Source organism: Streptomyces sp. NPDC003038 (genome assembly GCF_040611115.1).
Lineage (GTDB): Bacteria > Actinomycetota > Actinomycetes > Streptomycetales > Streptomycetaceae > Streptomyces.
The window spans coordinates 89,881-110,454 of sequence record NZ_JBEXNN010000017.1 but is presented as its reverse complement, the minus strand read 5'-3'; the positions used below and the strand labels follow the sequence as shown (position 1 = coordinate 110,454).

21 protein-coding genes and 1 pseudogene are annotated in these 20,574 nt (G+C 72.6%); 11 read left to right on the top strand and 11 right to left on the bottom strand.

What is annotated here, in order from left to right:
• Positions 1-113 precede the first annotated feature (113 nt).
• Positions 114-956 (top strand): NlpC/P60 family protein, encoded by an 843-nt coding sequence (locus ABZX75_RS21835; protein WP_355412938.1) that lies wholly within the window; start codon positions 114-116, stop codon positions 954-956.
• Positions 957-1,009: 53 nt separating this feature from the next.
• On the opposite strand, the gene ABZX75_RS21830 is transcribed toward ABZX75_RS21835, so the two are convergent.
• The 6 genes from ABZX75_RS21830 to ABZX75_RS21805 all read right to left on the bottom strand — a co-directional run bounded on the left by ABZX75_RS21830 (position 1,010) and on the right by ABZX75_RS21805 (position 6,504).
• Positions 1,010-1,204: a hypothetical protein gene (locus ABZX75_RS21830; RefSeq protein WP_355412936.1), complete on the bottom strand. Its 195-nt coding sequence runs from the start codon at positions 1,202-1,204 to the stop codon at positions 1,010-1,012.
• 98 nt (positions 1,205-1,302) lie between these two features.
• Positions 1,303-1,962 carry an ATP-binding cassette domain-containing protein gene (locus ABZX75_RS21825; RefSeq protein WP_355412934.1) on the bottom strand — a complete coding sequence of 220 codons (660 nt, stop codon included), beginning with the start codon at positions 1,960-1,962 and terminating at the stop codon, positions 1,303-1,305.
• A complete protein-coding gene (locus ABZX75_RS21820; protein ID WP_355412932.1) occupies positions 1,955-3,001 on the bottom strand; it encodes an ABC transporter ATP-binding protein in 1,047 nt (348 codons plus the stop codon). Before ABZX75_RS21820 ends, ABZX75_RS21825 begins: the two co-directional genes overlap by 8 nt.
• Positions 2,998-3,912: an ABC transporter permease gene (locus ABZX75_RS21815; RefSeq protein ID WP_355412930.1), complete on the bottom strand. Its 915-nt coding sequence runs from the start codon at positions 3,910-3,912 to the stop codon at positions 2,998-3,000. Before ABZX75_RS21815 ends, ABZX75_RS21820 begins: the two co-directional genes overlap by 4 nt.
• Complete coding sequence (locus ABZX75_RS21810) at positions 3,905-4,870, bottom strand: ABC transporter permease (protein WP_355412928.1); 966 nt, start codon at positions 4,868-4,870, stop codon at positions 3,905-3,907. The genes ABZX75_RS21815 and ABZX75_RS21810 overlap by 8 nt, the downstream gene beginning before the upstream one ends.
• Before the next feature lie 32 nt (positions 4,871-4,902).
• Entirely contained in the window at positions 4,903-6,504 is a 1,602-nt protein-coding gene (locus ABZX75_RS21805; protein WP_355412926.1) for an ABC transporter substrate-binding protein, read from the bottom strand.
• Between the two features lie 161 nt (positions 6,505-6,665).
• Here ABZX75_RS21805 and ABZX75_RS21800 point away from each other — a divergent pair, with 161 nt between their 5' ends.
• The gene (locus tag ABZX75_RS21800) at positions 6,666-7,616 is read left to right on the top strand and encodes a fibronectin type III domain-containing protein (protein ID WP_355412924.1); all 951 of its coding nucleotides are present in this window, start codon (positions 6,666-6,668) and stop codon (positions 7,614-7,616) included.
• A gap of 62 nt (positions 7,617-7,678) precedes the next feature.
• Positions 7,679-9,778, top strand: coding sequence for an NB-ARC domain-containing protein (locus ABZX75_RS21795; RefSeq protein ID WP_355412922.1), 2,100 nt, complete (start codon positions 7,679-7,681; stop codon positions 9,776-9,778).
• 177 nt (positions 9,779-9,955) lie between these two features.
• On the opposite strand, the gene ABZX75_RS21790 is transcribed toward ABZX75_RS21795, so the two are convergent.
• Positions 9,956-10,141, bottom strand: a complete 186-nt coding sequence (locus ABZX75_RS21790; protein WP_355412920.1) for a DUF5999 family protein — start codon at positions 10,139-10,141, stop codon at positions 9,956-9,958.
• A 154-nt stretch (positions 10,142-10,295) separates the two neighbouring features.
• Here ABZX75_RS21790 and ABZX75_RS21785 point away from each other — a divergent pair, with 154 nt between their 5' ends.
• Positions 10,296-10,742, top strand: coding sequence for an SRPBCC family protein (locus ABZX75_RS21785; RefSeq protein WP_355412918.1), 447 nt, complete (start codon positions 10,296-10,298; stop codon positions 10,740-10,742).
• A 61-nt stretch (positions 10,743-10,803) separates the two neighbouring features.
• Here the strand turns inward: ABZX75_RS21785 and ABZX75_RS21780 are convergent, their stop codons facing one another.
• Complete coding sequence (locus ABZX75_RS21780) at positions 10,804-12,033, bottom strand: acyl-CoA dehydrogenase family protein (protein ID WP_355412916.1); 1,230 nt, start codon at positions 12,031-12,033, stop codon at positions 10,804-10,806.
• 196 nt (positions 12,034-12,229) lie between these two features.
• Between ABZX75_RS21780 and ABZX75_RS21775 the strand changes: the two genes are divergently transcribed.
• Entirely contained in the window at positions 12,230-12,874 is a 645-nt protein-coding gene (locus ABZX75_RS21775; RefSeq protein WP_355412914.1) for a TetR family transcriptional regulator, read from the top strand.
• Between the two features lie 128 nt (positions 12,875-13,002).
• Here ABZX75_RS21775 and def read toward each other — a convergent pair whose 3' ends face one another.
• Complete coding sequence (gene def, locus ABZX75_RS21770) at positions 13,003-13,557, bottom strand: peptide deformylase (RefSeq protein WP_355412912.1); 555 nt, start codon at positions 13,555-13,557, stop codon at positions 13,003-13,005.
• 123 nt (positions 13,558-13,680) lie between these two features.
• On the opposite strand from def, the gene ABZX75_RS21765 reads away from it, so the two are divergent.
• The 6 genes from ABZX75_RS21765 (at position 13,681) to ABZX75_RS21740 (ending at position 18,880) form a co-directional block, all read left to right on the top strand.
• Positions 13,681-14,919 carry a MurT ligase domain-containing protein gene (locus tag ABZX75_RS21765; RefSeq protein WP_355412910.1) on the top strand — a complete coding sequence of 413 codons (1,239 nt, stop codon included), beginning with the start codon at positions 13,681-13,683 and terminating at the stop codon, positions 14,917-14,919.
• A 29-nt stretch (positions 14,920-14,948) separates the two neighbouring features.
• Complete coding sequence (locus tag ABZX75_RS21760; RefSeq protein ID WP_355412908.1) at positions 14,949-15,677, top strand: glutamine amidotransferase; 729 nt, start codon at positions 14,949-14,951, stop codon at positions 15,675-15,677.
• Positions 15,678-15,869: 192 nt separating this feature from the next.
• Complete coding sequence (locus ABZX75_RS21755; protein ID WP_355412906.1) at positions 15,870-16,895, top strand: 6-phosphofructokinase; 1,026 nt, start codon at positions 15,870-15,872, stop codon at positions 16,893-16,895.
• Positions 16,896-16,979: 84 nt separating this feature from the next.
• Positions 16,980-17,930: a cytochrome c oxidase assembly protein gene (locus ABZX75_RS21750; RefSeq protein ID WP_355412904.1), complete on the top strand. Its 951-nt coding sequence runs from the start codon at positions 16,980-16,982 to the stop codon at positions 17,928-17,930.
• Between the two features lie 32 nt (positions 17,931-17,962).
• A complete protein-coding gene (locus ABZX75_RS21745; RefSeq protein WP_030711544.1) occupies positions 17,963-18,121 on the top strand; it encodes a hypothetical protein in 159 nt (52 codons plus the stop codon).
• Positions 18,122-18,169: 48 nt separating this feature from the next.
• A complete protein-coding gene (locus ABZX75_RS21740; protein WP_355412902.1) occupies positions 18,170-18,880 on the top strand; it encodes a lysophospholipid acyltransferase family protein in 711 nt (236 codons plus the stop codon).
• 211 nt (positions 18,881-19,091) lie between these two features.
• On the opposite strand, the pseudogene ABZX75_RS21735 reads toward ABZX75_RS21740, so the two are convergent.
• Together ABZX75_RS21735 and ureG are read right to left on the bottom strand one after the other, a co-directional pair.
• Positions 19,092-19,871, bottom strand: a pseudogene (locus tag ABZX75_RS21735) (urease accessory protein UreD); the annotation flags it as partial.
• Positions 19,868-20,563: an urease accessory protein UreG gene (gene ureG / locus ABZX75_RS21730; protein ID WP_355412900.1), complete on the bottom strand. Its 696-nt coding sequence runs from the start codon at positions 20,561-20,563 to the stop codon at positions 19,868-19,870. The pseudogene ABZX75_RS21735 and the gene ureG, both read right to left, overlap by 4 nt.
• Positions 20,564-20,574 lie beyond the last annotated feature (11 nt).

The following is a 20,574-nucleotide window of genomic DNA, read 5'->3' as shown; positions in this document are numbered from 1 at the left end:
GTCCGCGCGGGGTGCCGCCTGATCCTCGACCTCGGGGACCCCTGCCCGCAGGCTGCGACGCAGACACATCGAAACGTGAACACCTCACCCGGACACAGGAAACGAGGCCCCTCATGTTCCGCCGATCCGTTCTCCTCGGCACGCTCGTCGCCCTACTGACCTTCCTCCTCTCGGCGCCCGCGCCCGCGGACACCGCCGACGGGGAGTGCGCCGTACGGGCGCCGGGCGCCTCGGCGGCGGCCGAACGGGCCGTGGCCGCCGCCTGCGCCCAGGTCGCGGCCGACGTCTGGTACACGTGGGGCGGCGGCCACGGGCCGCAGCCCGGCCCCACCTACGGGAAGGTCGACCCCACCGACCCGGCCAGCGAGCACGATCCGGAACGTCTGGGCTTCGACTGCTCCGGGCTGGTCCGCCACGCTTACGCCGAGGCGACCGGGTCGGACATCCTGAACGGCGTGGCCAGCGCCCAGTACTACACGCACCGCGCCGCCGGGCGCTTCACGGCGGCCCAGGGGCTGGGCCCGCTGGTCCCCGGCGACCTGCTGGTCTGGGGCACCTCCCAGCGTCTGCACCACATCGCCCTCTACCTCGGTGCGGGCAAGATGGTCGAGGCCAAGCAGTCCGGCACCAAACTCATGGTCAGCGACGTCCGGTTGAGCAGCGGCTACTACGGCGCGGTCCGCGTGGACACCGGGCCGGTGGCCGGGCACGTCTTCAAGACCTGGGGCTCCGGGGTGTGGACCAAGGCGCAGCCGTCCGTCAGCGCGGCGCGGGTCTACGCGTTCCCCGGTCCGACGACGATCCGCGTCGAGTGCCAGAAGCACGCGGAGACGGTCACCGCCGAGGGCTACACCAATGACGCGTGGTCCTACCTTCCCGACTACAAGGCATGGGTCACGAACATCTACATCCAGGGGCCGGCGTGGCTGGACTCCGTGCCCACCTGCCGCTTCTGACGGAGGGACGGTCCCGCCCCCATCAGGCGGGCGGGAGTCGGCCAACCGCCCTCTCAGGGCTTGAGGCCGGAGACCACGTTCGCGGTGGCGGTGACGCTGTTGTGGATGGTCGCGGCAACGCTGCTGCTCGCGAGGTAGAAGCCGAGTAGTACGCAGACGAGCGCGTGGGAGACCTTCAGGCCGCCGCCGCGCAGGAAGATGCACGCGAGGACGAGGAGCAGGACGACCACGGAGAGGGAAATCACCACAGAAACCTCCTTACGCGCCGCCATGGTGGCGCAGGAGGGGGCGCCTTCGGGCGAAAGACGTGTCCGCCGTACGGGTGTTGACCGTCCGTGACCGCCGGTCAGTCCTTGACGATCTCGTCCCAGTGGGTCGTACGACCGCACCAGCGCGCGAGCAGGACCGGATCGTGGCCGACCGCGAGGAGCCCCGCCCCGGTGTCGGCGCGGTACTCCTCGACCACGCCGACCAGGGCGGCCGCGGTGGAAGCGTCCAGCATCGCGGTCATCTCGTCGCAGACCAGCCAGCGGGGGCGGAGCGCCAACGCCCGGGCGAGGCAGGCGCGTTGCAGCTGCCCGTCGCTGACCTCGTGGGGGCGGCGGGTGAGCAGATCACCTCCGAGGCCGACACGTGCGGCGAAGTCGGCGACGATTGCTTCCACTTCTGTACGACGGCCCGTCGCGCGCAGCGGTTCGGCGACCAGCTCGCGCAGCGTGAGGCGGGGGTCCGCGGAGAGGCGGGGCTGCTGGAAGACGACGCCGACCTCGATGCGCAGCGCGCGCGGGGCCCGATGGCGGAAGCCGGTCACCGCGCGGCCGTCGAGGAGCACGCTCCCGCGGTCGGGACGGTGCAGCAGGGCGGCGACCCGGGCGAGGGTGGACTTCCCGCAGCCGCTCGGTCCCAACAGGCCGACGGACTCACCCGGGTGCAGGGTGAGGCGCGCGCCGCGGACCACGGGGGCACGGCGGTCGTAGCCCGCGGTGATGTCCTTGAGCTCAAGCATGGTGGCAGGCCACCCCTTCGGTGAGCGGGGGCAGCGCGGCACGGCAGGTCTCGTCGGCCCGGGTGCAGCGGGCGGCGAAGGCGCAGCCCGCGGGGAGCGCGCCGAGCTCGGGCGGCGCGCCGGGAATGGGGGTGAAGGCACGCTCGGGGAGGGCGTCGAGGAGGCCCCGGGCGTACGGGTGGCGGGGGCCGGGCAGGCCGAAGAACGCTTCCGCCCGGGCCACTTCGACGATGCGGCCGGCATACATGACGGCGACGGTGTCGGCGATCCGCTCCGCCGCGGCGAGGTCGTGCGTGATCATCAGCAGGGCGGCGCCCGCCTCACGGGTGTGGGCGCGCAGTTCGTCGACGGTGCGGTGCACGAGGTCCCGGTCGAGGCCGGTGGTCGGCTCGTCGGCGAGCAGGAGCGGCGCGTCCCCGATGAGGGCGAGAGCGGTGGCGGCGCGCTGCGCGAGGCCCCCGGAGAGTTCGTGGGGGTAGCGGTCGAGGTGGGTGGCGGGAAAGGCCGCCCGCGCCGCCGCCGCCTGCGCCGCGGCGCGCAGCCGGGTCCGGGACTGCCGCCCGCCGGCCAGCTCGCGGACGGTCTCCTCCAGGTGGGCCCGGATGGTACGGACCGGCGTGAGGTGCGCGGCGGGGCTCTGCGGGACCAGGCCGATGCGGCGGCCCCGGACGGTCCGGGCGAGGGTGCGCTCGTCGGCGGCGAGCACGTCGAGGCCGTCGGCGAGCCGAGCCGACCCGGCGGTCTCGGCGTTGCCGGGGAGCAGGCCGAGCAGGGCCGAGGCGAGCACGGACTTGCCGCAGCCGCTCTCGCCGACGAGGGCGAGGCATTCGCCGCGGCCGAGGGTGAAGCCGACGTCGCTGACCGCGGCGACATACCGGTCCGCGCGCATGCGGAACCGCACGGAGAGCCGGTCGACGGTGAGGACGGGTGATGGGGACGGCCTGCCCACCGCGCCTGCGGCGGCCGGACCGGTGGCGGGGTCACCACCCGGGCCGGTCGCGGGATAGGTGACGGGATCGGTTCCGGGGCGGCGGGTCACAGGGTCAGCTCCGAGCGGCGGCGCGGGTTGAGGCGGTCCCGCCAGGCTCCGGCGAGGCCTGCGATCGCCAGGGTCGGGATGATCAGGAGGAGGCCGGGGAAGAGCGTGGGCCACCAGTCGCCGGCGAGCAGGGAACCGCGGGCGCTCTGTACGAGGCCGCCCAGGCTGGCCTGGTGGGAGGGCAGGCCCAGGCCGAGGAAGGACAGGGCCGACTCGTGCCACATCGCGTGCGGGATCATCAGTACCGCGGCGAGGCCCGCCTGCGGGAGGACGCCCGGGATCAGGTGCCGCACGGCGACCCGCCACCGCGAGGCGCCGCCCGAGATCGCCGCGTCCACGTAGGGGCGGCTGCGCAGGGACAGGACTTCCGCGCGGACGATCCGGGCCGTCGACAGCCAGTGGGTCACGGCGACCGAGACGACGACGGGCCAGACTCCCGGGCGGAACATCGCCACGATGAAGACGCCCAGCAGCAGGTGCGGAATCGAGGACAGCGTGTCCACGGCCCGCATCACCACGCGGTCCGTCCAGCCGCCCAGCGCCCCCGCGGCCGCGCCCACCGCCGTACCGATGACGGTGGCCGCCACCGCGGCCACCAGGCCGACCAGCAGCGAGACGCGCAGCCCGTAGACGCAGCGCAGGAGCAGGTCACGGCCGACGTCGTCCGTGCCGAAGGGGTGGGCCCACGACGGCGGCCGGAGCCGTGCCGACAACTCGACCGCCTGCTGGTCGAGTTGCGCCAGCGGCGGCACCAGCAGCACCGCCAGTACGATCAGCGCCACGATCGCCGCCGAGGCGCGCACGCGCAGCGTCCGCGTCGAACGCCGCGCCCGCCCCGAGGACTTCCAGACCACGTCACCGCTCACGCCGGCCGTCACGCCGGCCTTCACATCGGCCTTCGCTTCAGCCATCGAAGCCCACCCTCGGATCCGCCAGGCCGTACATCACGTCGGACAGCAGGTTCCCGGCCAGCACCGCCACCGTGGCGAGCACCGTCAGGGCGGCCAGCAACGGGAAGTCCACCGATGTCGCCGCCTGTACGGTCGCCGCCGCGATGCCCGGCCAGCTGAAGACGGTCTCCACCAGCAGTGCGCCGGTGATCAGCTCCGGCACCCGGGAGCCGATCAGCGTCAGCATCGGGAGCATCCCGGAGCGGAGTCCGTGCCCGAGCAGGACGCGGCGCTCGGCGAGACCCCGCGCACGGGCCCCGCGTACGGGGTCCTCCTCCAGCGCGTCGGCCACGCCTTGGCGGACGTACAGGAAGAACCAGGGGAGTTGGGAGACGCCCAGCACCAGGGCGGGCAGGACCAGGTGCGAGGCGACCTGGCCGAAGGTGACCACGTCGCTGCCCGCGTCCGTCAGGCCGCCCGACGGCAGCACGCCCAGGCGCACGGAGAAGAACCAGATGGCCAGGAGTCCCAGCCAGAAGGCCGGGGCGGCTTCCAGGGTGTACGCGAGCGAGGACGCGCCCCGGTCCAGCGGACCGCCCGGGCGGCGCGCGGCCAGCACCCCGAGAACCGTGCCCGCCAGCACCGCCACCGCGAAGGCGCAGGCCGCGAGCAGCGCCGACCAGCCCACGCGCTCGGCGATGACGTCGGCCACCGGCTGCCGCATGACGGCCGAGGTTCCGAGGTCACCGGTGAGGGCCGAGGTGAGCCAGTCCCACCAGCGGCTGAGCAGCGGCTGGTCCACGCCGAGGTTGGCCCGCAGCTGGTCGAGCTCGGCCTGCGAGGCGGTGAGGCCGGCGGTGCCGGCGTACGCCTTGACCGGGTCGAAGGGGGACAGCGCGGCGACGGCGAAGACCCCGAGGGTGACGGCGAGCAGGACCGGGGCGGCGAAGAGTGTCCGCCGCCCCGCCATGCGCGCCATGGGCCTCCAGGGGAGGCGCACGGAGCGGGATGTCACTTCTGCTTCGGCTTCCAGTTCTCGATGTTCCACCAGGGGCCGGCGCCGAGGCCGTGGTCGTGCGGCTCGACCTGGGTGGCCGGCCCGTCCCACTTGTCGTTCACGACGTACAGGTGGTCGATGTGGGTGAGGAAGACGTAGCCCGGATTCTTCACGAGCTCGCGCTGCACGGTGTCGTACGCGGCCTTTCGCGCGGCGTGCTCGCCGCTCTTGCGGGCGTCGGTCAGCGCCTGGTCGACCACCTTGTTGTCGTACCACGCCATGTTGTTGAAGCCGTCACCGGCGAGCGAGGAGGTCAGCAGCTGGTACTGGTCGAAGTCCGGGTCGGCCGGGGAGCCGCCGCCCGCGAGGACGGCGTCGGTCTTCATCCGCGGCTCGATGACCTCCCAGGTGCCGGCTTCGGTCTTGACCTCGATGCCGGCCTTCTTGGCGTCGGAGGCGAAGGCGAGCGCGTGGTCCTGGCGGATCTTGTCGCCGGAGGTGTACCAGAGCGGGAAGGAGGCGCGGACCCCGTCCTTGGCCCGGATGCCGTCCTCGCCCGCCTTCCAGCCGGCGTCGTCGAGGATCTTCCCGGCCCGGTCGGGGTCGTAGGTGCGCTCGGTGCCGGCCGTGAACCACGGGCTGTCGGTGGGGACCGGGCCGTAGGCGGGCTTGCCCGCACCCTCCAGGAGCTTGTCGACCATCGCCTTGCGGTCGACGGCGATGTCCAGGGCCTGCCGGACGGCCACGTCACCGGTGACCTTGTGGTGGGTCGGCAGCGTCACCGTGCGGTAGTCGAAGGACTTGGCCGCGTAGGTCGTGCGCGCCCGGTCCTTCGCGAAGCCCTTGGCGAGGTTCGGCGGCAGGATCGCCGCGTCCAGCTCGCCGGAGCGCAGCCGGGTGGCGCGTATGTCGTCGTCCTTGATGACGGCCATGGTGAACTTCTTGACCGCCGGCTCGCCGCCCCAGTAGCCGGGATTGGCCTTGAAGCCGAGCTTCTCGCCCTTGGACCAGCCCGTGAGCACGTAGGGGCCGGTGCCGACGGGCTTGGTGGTGAAGTCCCCGCTGTTGACGTCCTGCCTGCCCGCGATGTGTTCGGGGGCGATGGGCAGCACGGTGCGTTCGGCGAACGGCGCGTAGGGGTACTTCAGCGTGAACACGACCGCGTCGTCGCCCCGCGCCTCGACGCCCGCGATCGCGTCCAGCTCGGTCTTCGACGCGTTGTTCGTCTTCGGGTCGAGGATCGTGCGGTAGGTGAAGACGACGTCCTTGGCGGAGAAGGCCGCTCCGTCGCTGAACTTCACGCCCTGGCGCAGCTTGTACGTGTACGTGAGCCCGTCCGCGGAGACCTCCGGGAGGGCCTCGGCGAGCGCGGGCTTCAGCTTCATGTCCGCGCCGTGGGTGAGCAGTCCGTCGAAGATCTTGGAGTTGCCGTCCTTGCCGTAGCCCAGGAGCGGGCTGAGGCTCTCCGGCTCGGTCGCGATGCCGACCACGGCGGAATCCGCGCCCGCGGGCCCTGCCCCGGCGCCTCCTCCGGGGTTCGAGCAGGCCGCCACGCCGGTGATGAGTGCGGCGGCGAGGGTTGCCCTGGCCGCTCCCCTTACTGTCCGGGCCGTCATGCTCTGCACATCCCTGTTCACGATCATCCGTTATTGCAAAGAGCTCGCAATAATGCCAGACGTGATGGGAAGAAGCCGAACCGGGCCGCACGGGTCTTGCCCGGCCCCGACCCCCCGTGCATAAATGTCTAGACCTTTAGGAGGGTCGGAGGAGGACACCCGTGCGACGCGCCGCCGCCCCCACACTGGCCCTCTGCCTGGCCCTCACCGGACTGGCGGCGTGTGCCGGGGCCGACACCGACCCCCCGCCCGCTCCCGCCGGGCTCACCGCTCAGGCCGGCAGCGCCACCACCGTGCACGTCATGTGGGACGCGGCGGCGGACCGGGACGGGGTGACGGGATACCAGGTCTTCCAGGCCGGCCTCCTGGTACGGGAACTCCCGGCCGAGAAGACGATGACGGACGTCGCCGGGCTCACCCCGCAGACCGGCTACGCCTTCACCGTCCGGGCCAAGGACGCCGCCGGCAACCTCTCCGCGCCCGGCCCCGTCGCCCGGGTGACCACCCCGGCGGCCGGGACCGAGGACCACCGGGCGCCCACCGCCCCGGCCACCACCACCGGCCGGGCCACCGGACCCCGGGCGGCCTGGGTGTCCTGGACCGCGGCGACGGACGACACGGGCGTGACCGCGTACGACGTCTACCAGGGCGGTGTCCGGATCCACACCACCGGCCCCGGCGAGAGCGGCACTACGCTCGTCGGCCTCCAGCCGGACACCGTCTACACCTTCACCGTGCGAGCCCGCGACGGGGCGGACAACTCCTCCCCCGACGGCCCGGCGGTGGACGTGACGACCCCGCCCGCCTCCGGCCGGGGGCCGGGCACCGCCCCGGCCGATTTCGCGGCCGCCCCCTCCCCGGGCGCACTCACCCTGACCTGGACCGCCCCGGACACCGGCCGCGAGACCACCGAGTACGAGCTGTACGTCAACGGCCGGCCCACGACCGTCATCCAGTTCGGTGCGGGCGCGGTGCCCGTCGGCCGCGCGGAGCACCGGCTCACCGTGGCCGAACCGGCCGGTACCGTGTGGGCCGTGAAACTGCGGGCGCGGCTGCCGGACGGCAACTGGGGCGCCTTCTCGGCGGAGCGGCGGATCACTCTCACGTCGTGAGACGTGACAGCGATCCGGCCAGAACGGCTGCCTCGCGAAAGAAGATCACGCACAATACATCCGTGTCCGGTGAGTACGCGTTCAACAACCATCAGGCAGGTTCCGCGGGTGTCCATCCCGAGCCGGACTCCGGCGCCGTGCTGGGAAACCTGCCGCCGAAATCGGCGAGCTTCGTCGGCCGTGAGCGCGAACTCGACTTACTCGGCGCCCTGTTGCGCGAGCGACGGCTGATCACCCTCACCGGAGTGGGCGGCGTCGGCAAGTCCCGGCTCGCCCTGCGGGCCGTCGCCGACGCCCGCCAGGCGCGGCCCGACGGCGTCTGGTGGGTGGAGTTGTCACCGCTGCGCGACTCCGGCCTCCTCACCGCGACCGTCGCCCATGCCGTCGGCCTCGCCGACCACTCCCCGCGCCCCCTCGACGAGGAACTGTGCGCCTGGATGGCCGACAAGAACCTCCTCCTCGTCCTCGACACCTGCGAGCACCTGGTCGCCGACTGCCGGCATCTGGTGGGCGAACTCCTCCAGTCCGCGCCCGGGTTGACGGTGCTCGTCACCTCCCGGGAGCCGCTCGGCTCTCCCCGGGAGACGGTCGTCGAGGTCCGCCCACTGCCCTGCGAGGGGCCCGACAGCGACGCCCTCAGCCTCTTCCGCGCCCGCGCCCTCCTCGCGACCCCTGAGCTGGCGGCGGCGTTCGAAGACCCCGAACGGGCCGCCGTCGCGGCCGAGGTGTGCCGGCGCCTGGACGGGATCCCCCTCGCCCTGGAACTCGCCGGCGCCCGGCTGCGGCTGTGGACGCTGGAGCAGATGGCCGAGCGGCTCGGCGCGCGCTTCGACGTGCTGTCGGACGCCGGGACCGCGCTGCCGCCCCGGCACCGGACGATGCGCACCACGATCGGCTGGAGCCACGAGCTGTGCGAGCCGGTGGAGCGGCTGCTGTGGGCGCGGCTGTCGGTCTTCACCGGGGACTTCGACGTCGGCGCGGCCCGTGCCGTGTGCGCGGGCGGGCCGCTGCCCGCCTCCCGGGTGGAGCGGGTCCTGGCGGGCCTGGTCGCCAAGTCGGTGGTCCGGCGCACCGAGGAGCGCGGCGCCGGGGCCCGCTACCGGATGCTGGACACGATCCGCGAGTACGGGCACGACTGGCTGACCGAGCTCGGCGAGGTGGGGACCGTCGCCGCCCGGCACGCCCACTGGTACGCGGCGCTCTGCGAGACCGCCGACCGGGAGTGGCTGGGCCCGGGCCAGGTGGAGTGGTACCGCAGGACCACGGCCGAGCACGCGCAGCTGCGTACGGCCCTGGAGCACCTGCTGGTATCCGATCAGGCGGCGGCGCTGGAGATGGCCGGGGCGCTGTGGTTCTTCTGGTTCGCGTGCGGGCACGTGCACGAGGGCCGCGGCTTCCTGGAACGGGCCCTGCGAGCGGCTCCGCGCACGGGGGCCGCGTACACCCAGGCCCTGTGGGCGCTGGGGCTGACCGCGCTGCTCCAGGGCGACATGGACCGCGCCCGCGAACTGGGCGAGGAGTGCACCCGGGAGGCGGCCCGGCTCGCCGATCCCGAGCGGGAGCTGCGCGCGGCCTATCTGCACGCGGTGTCGGTCCTCATGCCCGGAGACCCCGTACGGGCCCTCGCGCTGGCCGGTCCGCGGGCGCGGGCGGGCCACGGGGGCCGGACCAGCGGCCCGGGCTGGCTGTTGTGCCGCCTGGCCACCAGCTACGCCCTGTGCGCCGTCCAGCGCTACGAGGAGGCGACCGAGGAGGCCCGGGCCCTGCGGGAGGCCTGCACGGAGCTGGGCGACCGCTGGCTGCGGGCGTACGCGGATTACGTCCTGGCAGTGTCCGCCATGGGGTTGGGCCACCACGGTGAGGCCGCCCGGCACGTGCGGGCCATGCTGTCCGGCAAGCGGCTGCTGGGCGACCGCCTCGGCATCGCACTGGGTCTCGACCTGCTCGCGGCGTCGGTGGCGGCGCTGGGAGACGGAGAGCTGGCGGCGCGCCTGCTGGGGACCGGGCACGCCTGGTGGCGCACGGTGGGGCGGCCGCAGATGGGCGGGGCGCCCTCGCTGACGGCCCTGCGGGAGGAGGGCGAACGGCAGGCCCGGGCGGCGATCGGCGACGCGGCCTACGAGGCGGCGTTCCTGGGCGGCGCGAGCGCGTCCACCGGTTGACGGTTAGCCGGTGGACGGGCAGCCGGTGGACGGGCAGCCGGTGGACGGGACACGGCCCGGCTCCCTCCCGTCAGTACGGGAGGGGCCTGCCGGACGGTGTGCGCAGGTCCAGGTCTCGGGGGGCGGGCTTGGGGACGGGCTTGCGGATCAGCTGCTGGCGCATGCTGCCTCCTCAGCTCAGACCAGGGCCGGTCTGCGGGGTTGCACCGCACGGCCGTCGGGGAGCAGTTCACCGGTGTCGTCGAAGACCACGGCGCCGTTGCAGAGCAGGCTCCATCCCTGTTCGGGATGGAAGGCCACGGTGTGGGCGGCATCGTGGTCAGCACTGTCGGCCGTAGGGCAGGGGGGCTGGTGGGAGCACATGGCGCACCTCCTCGCAAAGTGGGGCGGGAGGGCCGGTGGTCACCCGGTCGAATCCGCGATCCACGTGGCGGTGAGTATTGCTGATCGCCACCCCTGGACGGAACCCATATTCGTGGTCCAGTTCAGGGTGTGTATGCCCGATTACCATGCGCTCATGCCCGTCTTCCGGATCATTCACCGTACGCTCCTCCCTCCGGCCGAAGCGTGGCGGCGGCTGACGGACTGGGAACGCCAGGGCGCGCAGGTGCCCCTCACGCGGACGATCATCGAAACGGCGCCGCCCACGCACGTCGGCACGGTCTTCACGGCGCGCACGGGTGTGGCCGGGATCACCTTCGACGACCGGATGGAAGTCGTCGTCTGGCGGCCTCCGGCGGACGGCCGGCCGGGGCTGGTGCGGCTGGAGAAGCGCGGCCGGGCGGTGACGGGCTGGGCGGAGATCGAGATCCGCCCGATCACGGCGGGCGGGGCGGAGGTCCAGTGGCACGAGGATCTGCGCCTGCGCGGGCTCCCACGGCCCTTCAACCCCTTGGTCGCGGCGGCGGGACGGCTCCTCTTCACCCGCGCGGTCGTGCGGCTGCTCGAAACAACGCCGCGCTGAGAGGGGGCGCGCGGCGGTCCCGGGCCGCGGCGGCTCGGGACCGCCGCGCCCGGCCCGCGCGTCAGCGGATCGGCATCCCCGAGATCGTGCGGGCGATCACCAGGCGCTGGATCTCGCTCGTCCCCTCGAAGATGGTGTAGATCGCGCTGTCCCGGTGCATGCGCTCCACCGGGTACTCGCGGGTGAAACCGTTCCCGCCGAGGATCTGGAGCGCCTGGGCGGTGACCTTCTTGGCGACCTCGCTCGCGTAGAGCTTCGACATCGAGCCCTCCGCCGAGGTGAAGGGCCGGCCCGCGACCGCCATCCAGGAGGCCCGCCACACCAGCAGCCGGGCCGCGTCGATCTGGGTCCGCATGTCGGCGAGCTGGAAGGCCACGCCCTGGTTGTCGATGATCGGACGGCCGAACTGCGTGCGCGTCTTGGCGTAGTCGAGGGCGACCTCGTACGCCGCGCGCGCGGTGCCGACGGCCATGGCGCCGACCGCCGGCCGGGAGGCCTCGAAGGTGGCCATGGCGGCGTTCTTCACCCGCTCACCACCGCCGCTGCGGGCCCGCTCGTGCGCCCGCGCGAGCCGCTCGTCCAGCTTCTCCTTGCCGCCGAGCAGGCAGGAGCCGGGGACCCGTACGTCTTCCAGTACCACTTCGGCGGTGTGGGAGGCGCGGATGCCGTGCTTCTTGAACTTCTGGCCCTGGGAGAGGCCCGGCGTGTTCGGCGGGACGATGAAGGAGGCGTGCCCCTTGGTGCCGAGATCCGGGTCGACGACGGCGACGACGATGTGGACGTTGGCGATGCCGCCGTTGGTCGCCCAGGTCTTGGTGCCGTTGAGCACCCACTCGTCCTTGGCCCGGTCGTAGACGGCGCGGGTGCGCATGGCGCCCACGTCGGACCCGGCGTCCGGCTCGGAGGAGCAGAAGGCGCCGACCTTGACGTCGTTCTGGTCGCCGTACATCTGCGGGATCCAGGTGCCTATCTGCTCCTCGGTGCCGTTGGCGAGGACGCCGATGGCCGCGAGCCCGGTGCCGACGATCGACAGGGCGATGCCCGCGTCACCCCAGAAGAGCTCCTCCATGGCCATCGGCACGCCGAGGCCGGTGGGGTCGAAGAACTGCTGGGCGTAGAAGTCCAGCGAGTAGATGCCCACCTTCGCGGCTTCCTGGATGACGGGCCACGGAGTCTCTTCGCGCTCGTCCCATTCCGCGGCCGCGGGGCGGATCACATCGGCTGCGAAGCCGTGGATCCAGTCCCGCACCTGCTTCTGGTCGTCGTTCAGCTCCATGGTGAACTCCGCCATGTCCCCTCCACCTGTCCGCGCTCGTCCATGTGCAGGTTACTAGCGGTAACCTACACGAAGGCCACAGTCTGTTACCGGCGAGTAAATGCTGTCAAGCAGGGTCCGGAGCCGGCCGCCGATTCGATCGCCAGGGTGTGCGGGGTGTTACGTTGCGTGGGCGTCACGCACATCGCAAGGGCGGGGAGAGAAACACGTCATGGAGACCACGAAGCAGGCCGGCGAGCCGGGAGCGGCCGAGCGCCGGCGACGGGAACTGCTCGAAGCCGCCGACCGGGTCGTGCTCAGGGACGGCCCCCAAGCCTCCATGAACGCCATCGCGGCGGAGGCCGGCATCACCAAGCCCATCCTTTACCGGCACTTCGGCGACAAGGCGGGCCTCTACCAGGCGCTCGCCGTCCGGCACACCGACGCCCTGCTCGACTCGCTGCGGGCAGCGCTCGACGCCCCGGCCGAGCGGCGGCGCCGGGTGGAGGCCACCCTCGACACCTACCTCGCCGCCATCGAGGCGCGCCCGCAGGTCTACCGCTTCCTGATGCACCCGGCCGAGGACCCGCACAGCGCCGAGCGCGGTTTCGACGTCGGGCTGCACTCGGCTCCGCTGCTGCGCCGGCTCGGCGAGGAGCTGGCCCAGGTGATCGGGGAGCGAGTGGACCTCGGCCCCGGGGGCGAGCGCCTCGCCCGCGTGTGGGGGCACGGCATCGTCGGCATGATGCACGCGGCCGGAGACTGGTGGCTGGGCGAGCGCCCGTGCGAGCGCGCGGAGTTGGTCACCGGCCTCACCGACCTGCTGTGGGGCCGCCTGGGCACGGCGGGCAACCGGGCGGACGGGCCCGGCTTCTGACGGCTTTTCAAGCACCGTCCGCGGGCTTCCGGCCCTCCGGCGTGTGAGGCGCTGGGTCCGGGGCCGAGCCCCGGGTCCCGGCGCAGCCGGGCTGCGCACGCCGGTCGGCCCGCGCCGAGCGGATCGGCTCAGCCGCGCAGCGCCCCGGCGCTCCAGGGCGCCTTGCGGATCGCGCGCCGCAGCCGTCGGGCCCGCAGCCCGGTGACCCGGTCCGCGTAGACGGCGCCCTCCAGGTGGTCGCACTCGTGCTGGAGGCAGCGCGCGAAGAAGCCGGTGCCGACGATGCGTACGGGGGCGCCGTCGGAGGTGACGCCTTCGACGACGGCGTGGTCGAAGCGGGTGGTGCCGGCCTCCAGCCCGGGCAGCGAGAGACAGCCTTCGGGACCGCGGAACTCGTCCCCGTCGGCCGTCACCAGGCGCGGGTTGACGATGTGACCGACATGGCGGACGTCCTCGTCGTCGGGGCAGTCGTAGACGAAGACCCGCTGCCCGACGCCGATCTGGTTCGCGGCGAGGCCGACGCCCTCGGCGGCGTACATCGTCGCGAACATGTCCTCGATGAGCTGGTCGAGGGCCGGACCGAATGCGGTCACCTCGGTGCACGCCGAGTGGAGCACCGGATCGCCCAGCAGGCTCATGGTGCGGACGAGGCCGGTGGTACCGGGGATGGGGCGCTGTCGCATGGCGGTAAGCGTACGACGGGCCATTATGTGAGCAGATCCGCGGTGGAGCGGGGGCGCCGCGGTCAAGGCTACGGCCGGTACTGGATAGGCTGGGGCCGACCGACGCAAGGAGGACAAGGGACGATGGCAGGCAACACAGAGCCGCTTTCGCCGCGGGCCAAGCTGGCCGTGACGGCGGGCAAGGCCGCAGCGGCGGTGTCGCGGGCCGCGGGACGCGGAAGCGGATCGGTGATCGGTGGCAAGGTCGCACTCAGGCTCGACCCCGATCTTCTCGGAGCGCTGGCGCAGCATCTCGACGTCGTCCTCGTCTCCGCGACGAACGGCAAGACCACGACGACCCGGCTGATCGCCGAGGCCCTGCGGGCCAGCGGTCCGGTCGTCTCCAACGCCCTCGGCGCGAACATGCCGGCCGGCATCACCTCGGCGCTGGCGGGCGGCTCGGACTCCAAGTACGGCGTCATCGAGGTCGACGAGAAGTACCTGGCCGGAGTGGCCCGGGACGTCACCCCCAAGGTGATCGCCCTGTTGAACCTCTCCCGCGACCAGCTGGACCGCGCCGCCGAGACCCGCATGCTCGCGGAGAAGTGGCGCGAGGGCCTCTCGGGCTCCAAGGCGGTCATCGTCGCGAACTGCGACGACCCCCTGATCGTGTGGTCGGCCTCCTCCTCGCAGAACGTGGTGTGGGTCGCGGCCGGCCAGGAGTGGAAGGACGACGCCTGGTCGTGCCCCTCCTGCGGCGGTGTCATGCAGCGCCCGGGCGACGACTGGTTCTGCGGCGAGTGCGGCTTCCGCCGCCCCACGCCGAGCTGGGTGCTCTCCGGCGACCACGTGCTGGACCCGCACGGTTCGGCCTGGCCGATCCACCTCCAGCTGCCCGGCCGCGCCAACAAGGCCAACGCCGCCACCTCTGCCGCCGTCGCCGCGGTCTTCGGCGTCCCGCCGCAGGTCGCGCTGGAGCGGATGTACCAGGTGCAGGCCGTCGCCGGCCGCTACGACGTGGTGAACTTCCAGGGCCGCGAGCTGCGGCTGCTGCTCGCGAAGAACCCGGCGGGCTGGCTCGAAACGTTTTCGCTGATCGACCCTCCGCCGACCCCGGTGATCCTTTCGGTGAACGCACGCGGCGCGGACGGCACCGACACCTCCTGGCTGTGGGACGTGGACTACCCGCGCCTGGCCGGTCACCCGATCTTCGTGATCGGTGACCGCAAGCTGGACCTGGCGGTCCGCCTCGAGGTCGCCGGCCTGGACTTCCGGGTGTGCGAGACCCTCGACGAAGCCGTGCAGCTGGCGCCGCCCGGACAGATCGAGCTGATCGCCAACTACACCGCCTTCCAGGACGTGCGCCGCCGCGTCGGCAACTAGCCCCGTCAGAAACCGCAGAGGACAAGAGCATGAGCGACAACAGCCTGCGTCTGGTGTGGGTCTACCCCGACCTGCTGAGCACGTACGGAGACCAGGGCAACGCCTTGGTGGTGGAGCGCCGGGCGCGCCAGCGCGGCCTGGACGTGCAGCGCGTGGACGTGCGCAGCGACCAGCCGATCCCCACTTCGGGCGACATCTACCTGATCGGCGGCGGTGAGGACCGGCCCCAGCGTCTGGCCGCCGACCGCCTGCTGCGCGACGGCGGTCTGGAGCGCGCCGTCTCGAACGGGGCGATCGTCTTCTCCGTCTGCGCCGGCTACCAGATCCTCGGCAACGAATTCGTCAACGACATGGGCGAGCGCCAGCAGGGCCTCGGCCTGCTGGACGTCGTCACCGTGCGCGGTGAGGGCGAGCGGTGCGTCGGCGACGTCCTCGCCGACATCGACCCCCGCCTGGGCCTGCCGCAGCTGACGGGCTTCGAGAACCACCAGGGCGTCACGCACCTCGGCCCGACGGCGAAGCCGTTCGCCCGCACCCGCCTGGGCCGCGGCAACGGCACCGGCGACGGCACCGAAGGCGCGTACAACGACACGGTGTTCGGCACCTACATGCACGGTCCCGTGATGGCCCGCAACCCGCTGATCGCGGACCTGCTGCTGAAGCTGGCCCTCGATGTGAACGCGCTGCCGCCGCTCGACGACCAGTGGTACGAGGCGCTGCGCGCGGAGCGCATCGCGGCGGCCACGCAGCCCGTGTAGGGCGCGGCGCCCCCTGCTGTCCGGCCCGGATTCCCCTGGGGGAAGCCGGGCCGACGTGCGTTCGCACGACGGGTGCGATCAGCATGTGGAGGATGGTTCAGCCCACTGGTCTTCCGCTTGTAGGGTGACGGTAGTTCCCACCGGACGACGTGGTCCGGTCGCCGGCCCACGTTGCAAAGGTCTCTTCCTGCCATGCGCATAGGTGTGCTCACTTCCGGTGGCGACTGCCCCGGCCTCAACGCCGTCATCCGCTCCGTCGTGCACCGCGCCGTCGTCGACCACGGCGACGAGGTGATCGGCTTCCACGACGGGTGGAAGGGCCTGCTTGAGGGCGACTACCGCAAGCTCGACCTCGACGCGGTGGGCGGCATCCTCGCCCGCGGGGGCACGATCCTCGGCTCCTCCCGCGTCCAGCCCGCGCATCTGCGCGACGGCGTGGAGCGCGCCCGCGGCCATCTCGCCGACCTCGGTCTGGACGCCGTCATCCCGATCGGCGGCGAGGGCACCCTCAAGGCCGCGAACCTGCTCGCCCAAGCGGGCCTGCCGATCGTGGGTGTCCCGAAGACCATCGACAACGACATCGCGTCCACCGACGTCACCTTCGGCTTCGACACCGCCGTCGGCGTCGCCACGGAGGCGCTGGACCGGCTGAAGACCACCGCCGAGTCGCACCAGCGCGTGATGGTCGTGGAGGTCATGGGCCGCCACACCGGGTGGATCGCCCTGCACTCGGGCATGGCCGCCGGCGCGCACGCGATCGTCGTGCCGGAGCGCCCCTTCGACATCAACGAGCTGACGGCGATCGTCGGCGAGCGCTTCTCCGCGGGCAAGCGGTTCGCGATCGTCGTGGTCGCCGAAGGTGCCAAGCCTCGCCCCGGCTCGATGAGATTCGAGGAGGGCGGCACGGACATGTACGGGCACGAGCGGTTCGCCGGCATCGGCAACCTGCTCGCCGTGGAGCTGGAGAACCGCCTGGGCAAGGAGGCCCGGCCGGTGATCCTGGGCCACGTCCAGCGCGGCGGCACGCCCACCGCGTACGACCGTGTCCTCGCCACCCGTTTCGGCTGGCACGCGGTGGAGGCCGCGCACCGGGGAGAGTTCGGCATGCTGACCGCCCTGCGCGGTACGGACATCGTGATGGTTCCGCTCGCCGAGGCGGTGCAGACGCTCAAGACGGTCCCGGCGGAGCGGTACGCCGAGGCGCAGACCGTTCTCTGACTCCCCCGCGGGCGGCCCCCGGGCGCATGAGCGCCCGGGGGCCCCATTACTGTGGTGGGGCACCACGGTCAAGGGAGTGAACAGATGGATCACAACGGGCACGGCATGGACATGGACCTGCCGCCCTTCACTCTCGGACGCGGGCTGGAGTTCTCCTTCGACTCCTTCTTCCTGACCGGCTCGCTGGTGATGCTCGCCCTGTACGGGTGGGGCGTGCTGCGGCTGCGCCGGCGCGGGGACTCCTGGCCGGTCGGCCGGACCGTCGCGTTCACCGTCGGTGTGCTGACCGTGATCCTGGTGATGTGCACCAAGCTGAACGACTACGGCATGGTCATGTTCAGCGTGCACATGGTCCAGCACATGGTGATCAGCATGATCACCCCGATCCTGCTGCTGCTGGGCGCGCCCATGACCCTGGCGCTGCGCGCGCTGCCGCCCGCCGCACGCGGGCACAAGGGACCGCGCGAGCTGCTGCTGATGCTGCTCCACAGCCGCTACATGAAGGTGATCACGCACCCGGCCTTCACGATCCCGATGTTCATCGCCAGCCTCTACGGCCTCTACTTCACCCCGGTCTTCGACTTCCTGATGGAGAGCCGGACCGGGCACATCGCGATGATGCTGCACTTCCTCGCCGTCGGCCTCGTCTTCTTCTGGCCGATCATGGGCGTGGACCCCGGCCCGCACCGGCCCGGCTATGTGATGCGGATGCTGGAGCTCTTCGCCGGCATGCCCTTCCACGCCTTCTTCGGTATCGCCCTGATGATGGCGAGCGAGCCGATGATCAAGACGTACGCGAACCCGCCGGCCTCCCTCGGCATCGACGCCCTGCTCGACCAGCAGTGGGGCGGCGGCATCGCCTGGGCCTTCAGCGAGATCCCCTCCGTACTGGTGCTGATCGCGCTCGTCTACCAGTGGTACCACTCCGAGCAGCGGGAGGCGAAGCGCTCGGACCGGGCCGCGGACCGTGACGGCGACCAGGAGCTGGAGGCGTACAACTCCTATCTCGCCTCACTCCAAGCGCGTGGCCAGTAGCGGAGCACGGCCTTCGCGCGCAACCATGGGGCATGACCGGATCCGTTAAGGCGATGGCAGTGATGACCTTCGCCGCCCTGGTGGCCGTCGCCACGTACTCCGTGGCGCTCGGCAGCAACGGCTGGCTGTGGTTCGGCTGGGTCGTGCTGGGACTGCTGACCGCCGGTATGGCCGCTTCGCGCAACGTCTGACCACCGAGTACGCGACTGCGACGACAGGACATCGACGGGAGCGGCCTGGTGTTCTACCACTTGCTCAAGCACGTGCTGCTCGGTCCGCTGCTGCGGCTGGTCTTCCGGCCCCGGATCGAGGGGCTGGAGAACATCCCGACGGAGGGCGCCGCGATCATCGCGGGCAATCATCTGTCGTTCTCCGACCACTTCCTCATGCCCGCGATCCTCAAGCGGCGGATCACCTTCCTCGCGAAGGCCGAGTACTTCACCGGCCCGGGGATCAAGGGGCGGCTCACCGCCGCGTTCTTCCGCAGCGCCGGGCAGATCCCCGTGGACCGCTCCGGCAAGGACGCCGGGCAGGCGGCCCTGCGCGAGGGGCTGGGCGTGCTGGCCAAGAACGAGCTGCTGGGCATCTACCCGGAGGGCACGCGCTCGCACGACGGACGCCTGTACAAGGGCAAGGTGGGCGTGGCCGCGATGGCGCTGCGCGCCGGGGTGCCCGTCGTGCCGTGCGCGATGGTCGGCACCTTCGAGATCCAGCCGCCCGGGCAGCGGATCCCGAACATCCGGCGGGTGACGATCCGCTTCGGCCCTCCGATGGACTTCTCCCGGTACGCCGGGCTGGAGGGCGAGCGGGCGGTCCTGCGGGCGGTCACCGACGAGATCATGTACGCCATCCTGGAGCTGTCCGGCCAGGAGTACGTCGACCGGTACGCGACCGACGTCAAGGCCGAGGCGGAGGAAGAGCGGAAGAAGGCCCGGCGCAAGACGCGCTGAGCCTTCTTCCCCGTGGCCTGTGGCCTGCGGCAGCTTCCAGCGGATCGGCCTAGCGAACGGCCGGGAGCCCCTCACGCGACGGCAGGGCCTCGGCGGCGCCCGGGGCCGGGGCGACCGGGGTGGCGTGCGGGGCGCGGGTCACGTCCTCGGCGTCGACCTTGCCCGTCAGCAGGCAGGCGTCCACGCGCGTGGGCCAACCGTAGGTGCGGCAGGCGGCGTCGAGGAGTTCCCGCAAGCGCAGGGCGTCCGGGGCCAGGGCCGTCACGAGCACGGCCGGACCGGCCAGCGGGGTCACCGCGGCGAACTCCCCCAGTACCCCGGCGGCGGGCGGCGCCTCGGCGAACGCCGGGTCGACCACCAGGAGTTGGCCGACGGCCCGGTGGCCCGCGAGACCGGCCGGGCCGTCCCAGCCGCCGGGAGCCCCGGGTCCGCAGGTGAGCTCCTGGTCCAGCAGCGGACGGCCGCCGCGGGTGACGCCGAGCCGGCTGCGCAGCAGGCCCGGAGCCTCCCCGGTGCGGCCCAGCACCTGTTCCTCGCGCAGCAGCAACCGTGCGGTGAGCGCGAGCCGGACCCGCGTGCGCACCCGCAGGTCACTGCCTCGTACGGAGACCAGCGGCTCCGGCGTCCACCGCACCGACGCCCCGTCTTCCACGGTCAGCCGTACGTCGTACCGCGCGGGTTCGCCGCCCGGGCCCGGCAGCGCCAGCGTGGCCGCCGCCGAGGCGAGGGTGAGGTGCGCCCCGGCGCCCGCTGTGGCCTCGACGGTGAGGTGGTCCCCGCCCAGCGGGGCGCTCATCGCGCCGACCAGCATGATTCCGGCCGTGCCCCCGGAGCCCCGGGTGCGGCGCAGCGCGAGCGGCCCCTCCCCGGCCAGCAGGGGCAGGGCGGTCCCGCCGCGCCCGTCGGCGACGGCGTGGATCCGGGCGGTGGCCCGCACGCCGGCCGGGGGCGGGGTGACGGGCGGCGGGGTGACGGGCGCCGCGGTGGTCACCGTACGACCCAGGCGGCGATCCGCTCCCGCACCCACGCGGCCACCGGAGCGACCCCGTCCGGTCCGCGCAACGACTGGAAGACGACGGGCAGTTCACCGCGTTGCGCGGCGGCGTCGCGCGCCATCCGGCCCAGGTCAGAACCGACGTGGGGGGCGAGGTCGGTCTTGTTCACGACGAGGAGGTCCGAGGTGGTGACGCCCGGGCCGCCCTTGCGCGGGATGTCGTCCCCGCCTGCCACGTCGATGACGAAGATCTGGGCGTCGGCCAGGCCCCGGGAGAAGGTGGCGGTGAGGTTGTCCCCGCCGGACTCGACGAGGATGAGATCGAGGGGGGCGATCCGCAGGTGGGCTTCCTCGAGTTCCTCGACGGCCTCCAGGTTGGCGGAGATGTCGTCGCGGATGGCGGTGTGCGGGCAGGCACCGGTCTCGACGGCGGTGATCCGCTCGGGCGGCAGGACGGCCTCGCGGAGCAGGAACTCCGCGTCCTCCCGCGTGTAGATGTCGTTGGTGACGACGGCCATGGACAGCTCGGCGCGCAGGGCGCGGCACAGGGCGGCGACGGTGGCCGTCTTGCCGGAGCCGACGGGCCCGCCGAGTCCGATGCGCAGCGCGCGGCGGGTGCCGTCGGCCCGTAGGGGCTCGGCGCTGTGGGTGTGCCGCTGGGGATAGGTCACGGCGTGGTCGAGGTGCATGGGAGCTCCTT

Bases quoted from the DNA above. Each gene is read 5' to 3' on its own strand.
- ABZX75_RS21745 (WP_030711544.1), top strand. From the start codon at position 17,963: ATGACCGGATCCGTTAAGGCGATGGCAGTGATGACCTTCGCCGCCCTG.
- ABZX75_RS21750 (WP_355412904.1), top strand. From the start codon at position 16,980: ATGGATCACAACGGGCACGGCATGGACATGGACCTGCCGCCCTTCACT.
- ABZX75_RS21780 (WP_355412916.1), bottom strand. From the start codon at position 12,033: ATGGCGGAGTTCACCATGGAGCTGAACGACGACCAGAAGCAGGTGCGG.
- def (WP_355412912.1), bottom strand. From the start codon at position 13,557: ATGCGACAGCGCCCCATCCCCGGTACCACCGGCCTCGTCCGCACCATG.
- ABZX75_RS21765 (WP_355412910.1), top strand. From the start codon at position 13,681: ATGGCAGGCAACACAGAGCCGCTTTCGCCGCGGGCCAAGCTGGCCGTG.
- ABZX75_RS21790 (WP_355412920.1), bottom strand. From the start codon at position 10,141: ATGTGCTCCCACCAGCCCCCCTGCCCTACGGCCGACAGTGCTGACCAC.
- ABZX75_RS21760 (WP_355412908.1), top strand. From the start codon at position 14,949: ATGAGCGACAACAGCCTGCGTCTGGTGTGGGTCTACCCCGACCTGCTG.
- ABZX75_RS21835 (WP_355412938.1), top strand. From the start codon at position 114: ATGTTCCGCCGATCCGTTCTCCTCGGCACGCTCGTCGCCCTACTGACC.
- ABZX75_RS21825 (WP_355412934.1), bottom strand. From the start codon at position 1,962: ATGCTTGAGCTCAAGGACATCACCGCGGGCTACGACCGCCGTGCCCCC.
- ABZX75_RS21785 (WP_355412918.1), top strand. From the start codon at position 10,296: ATGCCCGTCTTCCGGATCATTCACCGTACGCTCCTCCCTCCGGCCGAA.
- ABZX75_RS21805 (WP_355412926.1), bottom strand. From the start codon at position 6,504: ATGACGGCCCGGACAGTAAGGGGAGCGGCCAGGGCAACCCTCGCCGCC.
- ABZX75_RS21755 (WP_355412906.1), top strand. From the start codon at position 15,870: ATGCGCATAGGTGTGCTCACTTCCGGTGGCGACTGCCCCGGCCTCAAC.
- ureG (WP_355412900.1), bottom strand. From the start codon at position 20,563: ATGCACCTCGACCACGCCGTGACCTATCCCCAGCGGCACACCCACAGC.
- ABZX75_RS21815 (WP_355412930.1), bottom strand. From the start codon at position 3,912: ATGGCTGAAGCGAAGGCCGATGTGAAGGCCGGCGTGACGGCCGGCGTG.
- ABZX75_RS21810 (WP_355412928.1), bottom strand. From the start codon at position 4,870: ATGGCGCGCATGGCGGGGCGGCGGACACTCTTCGCCGCCCCGGTCCTG.
- ABZX75_RS21775 (WP_355412914.1), top strand. From the start codon at position 12,230: ATGGAGACCACGAAGCAGGCCGGCGAGCCGGGAGCGGCCGAGCGCCGG.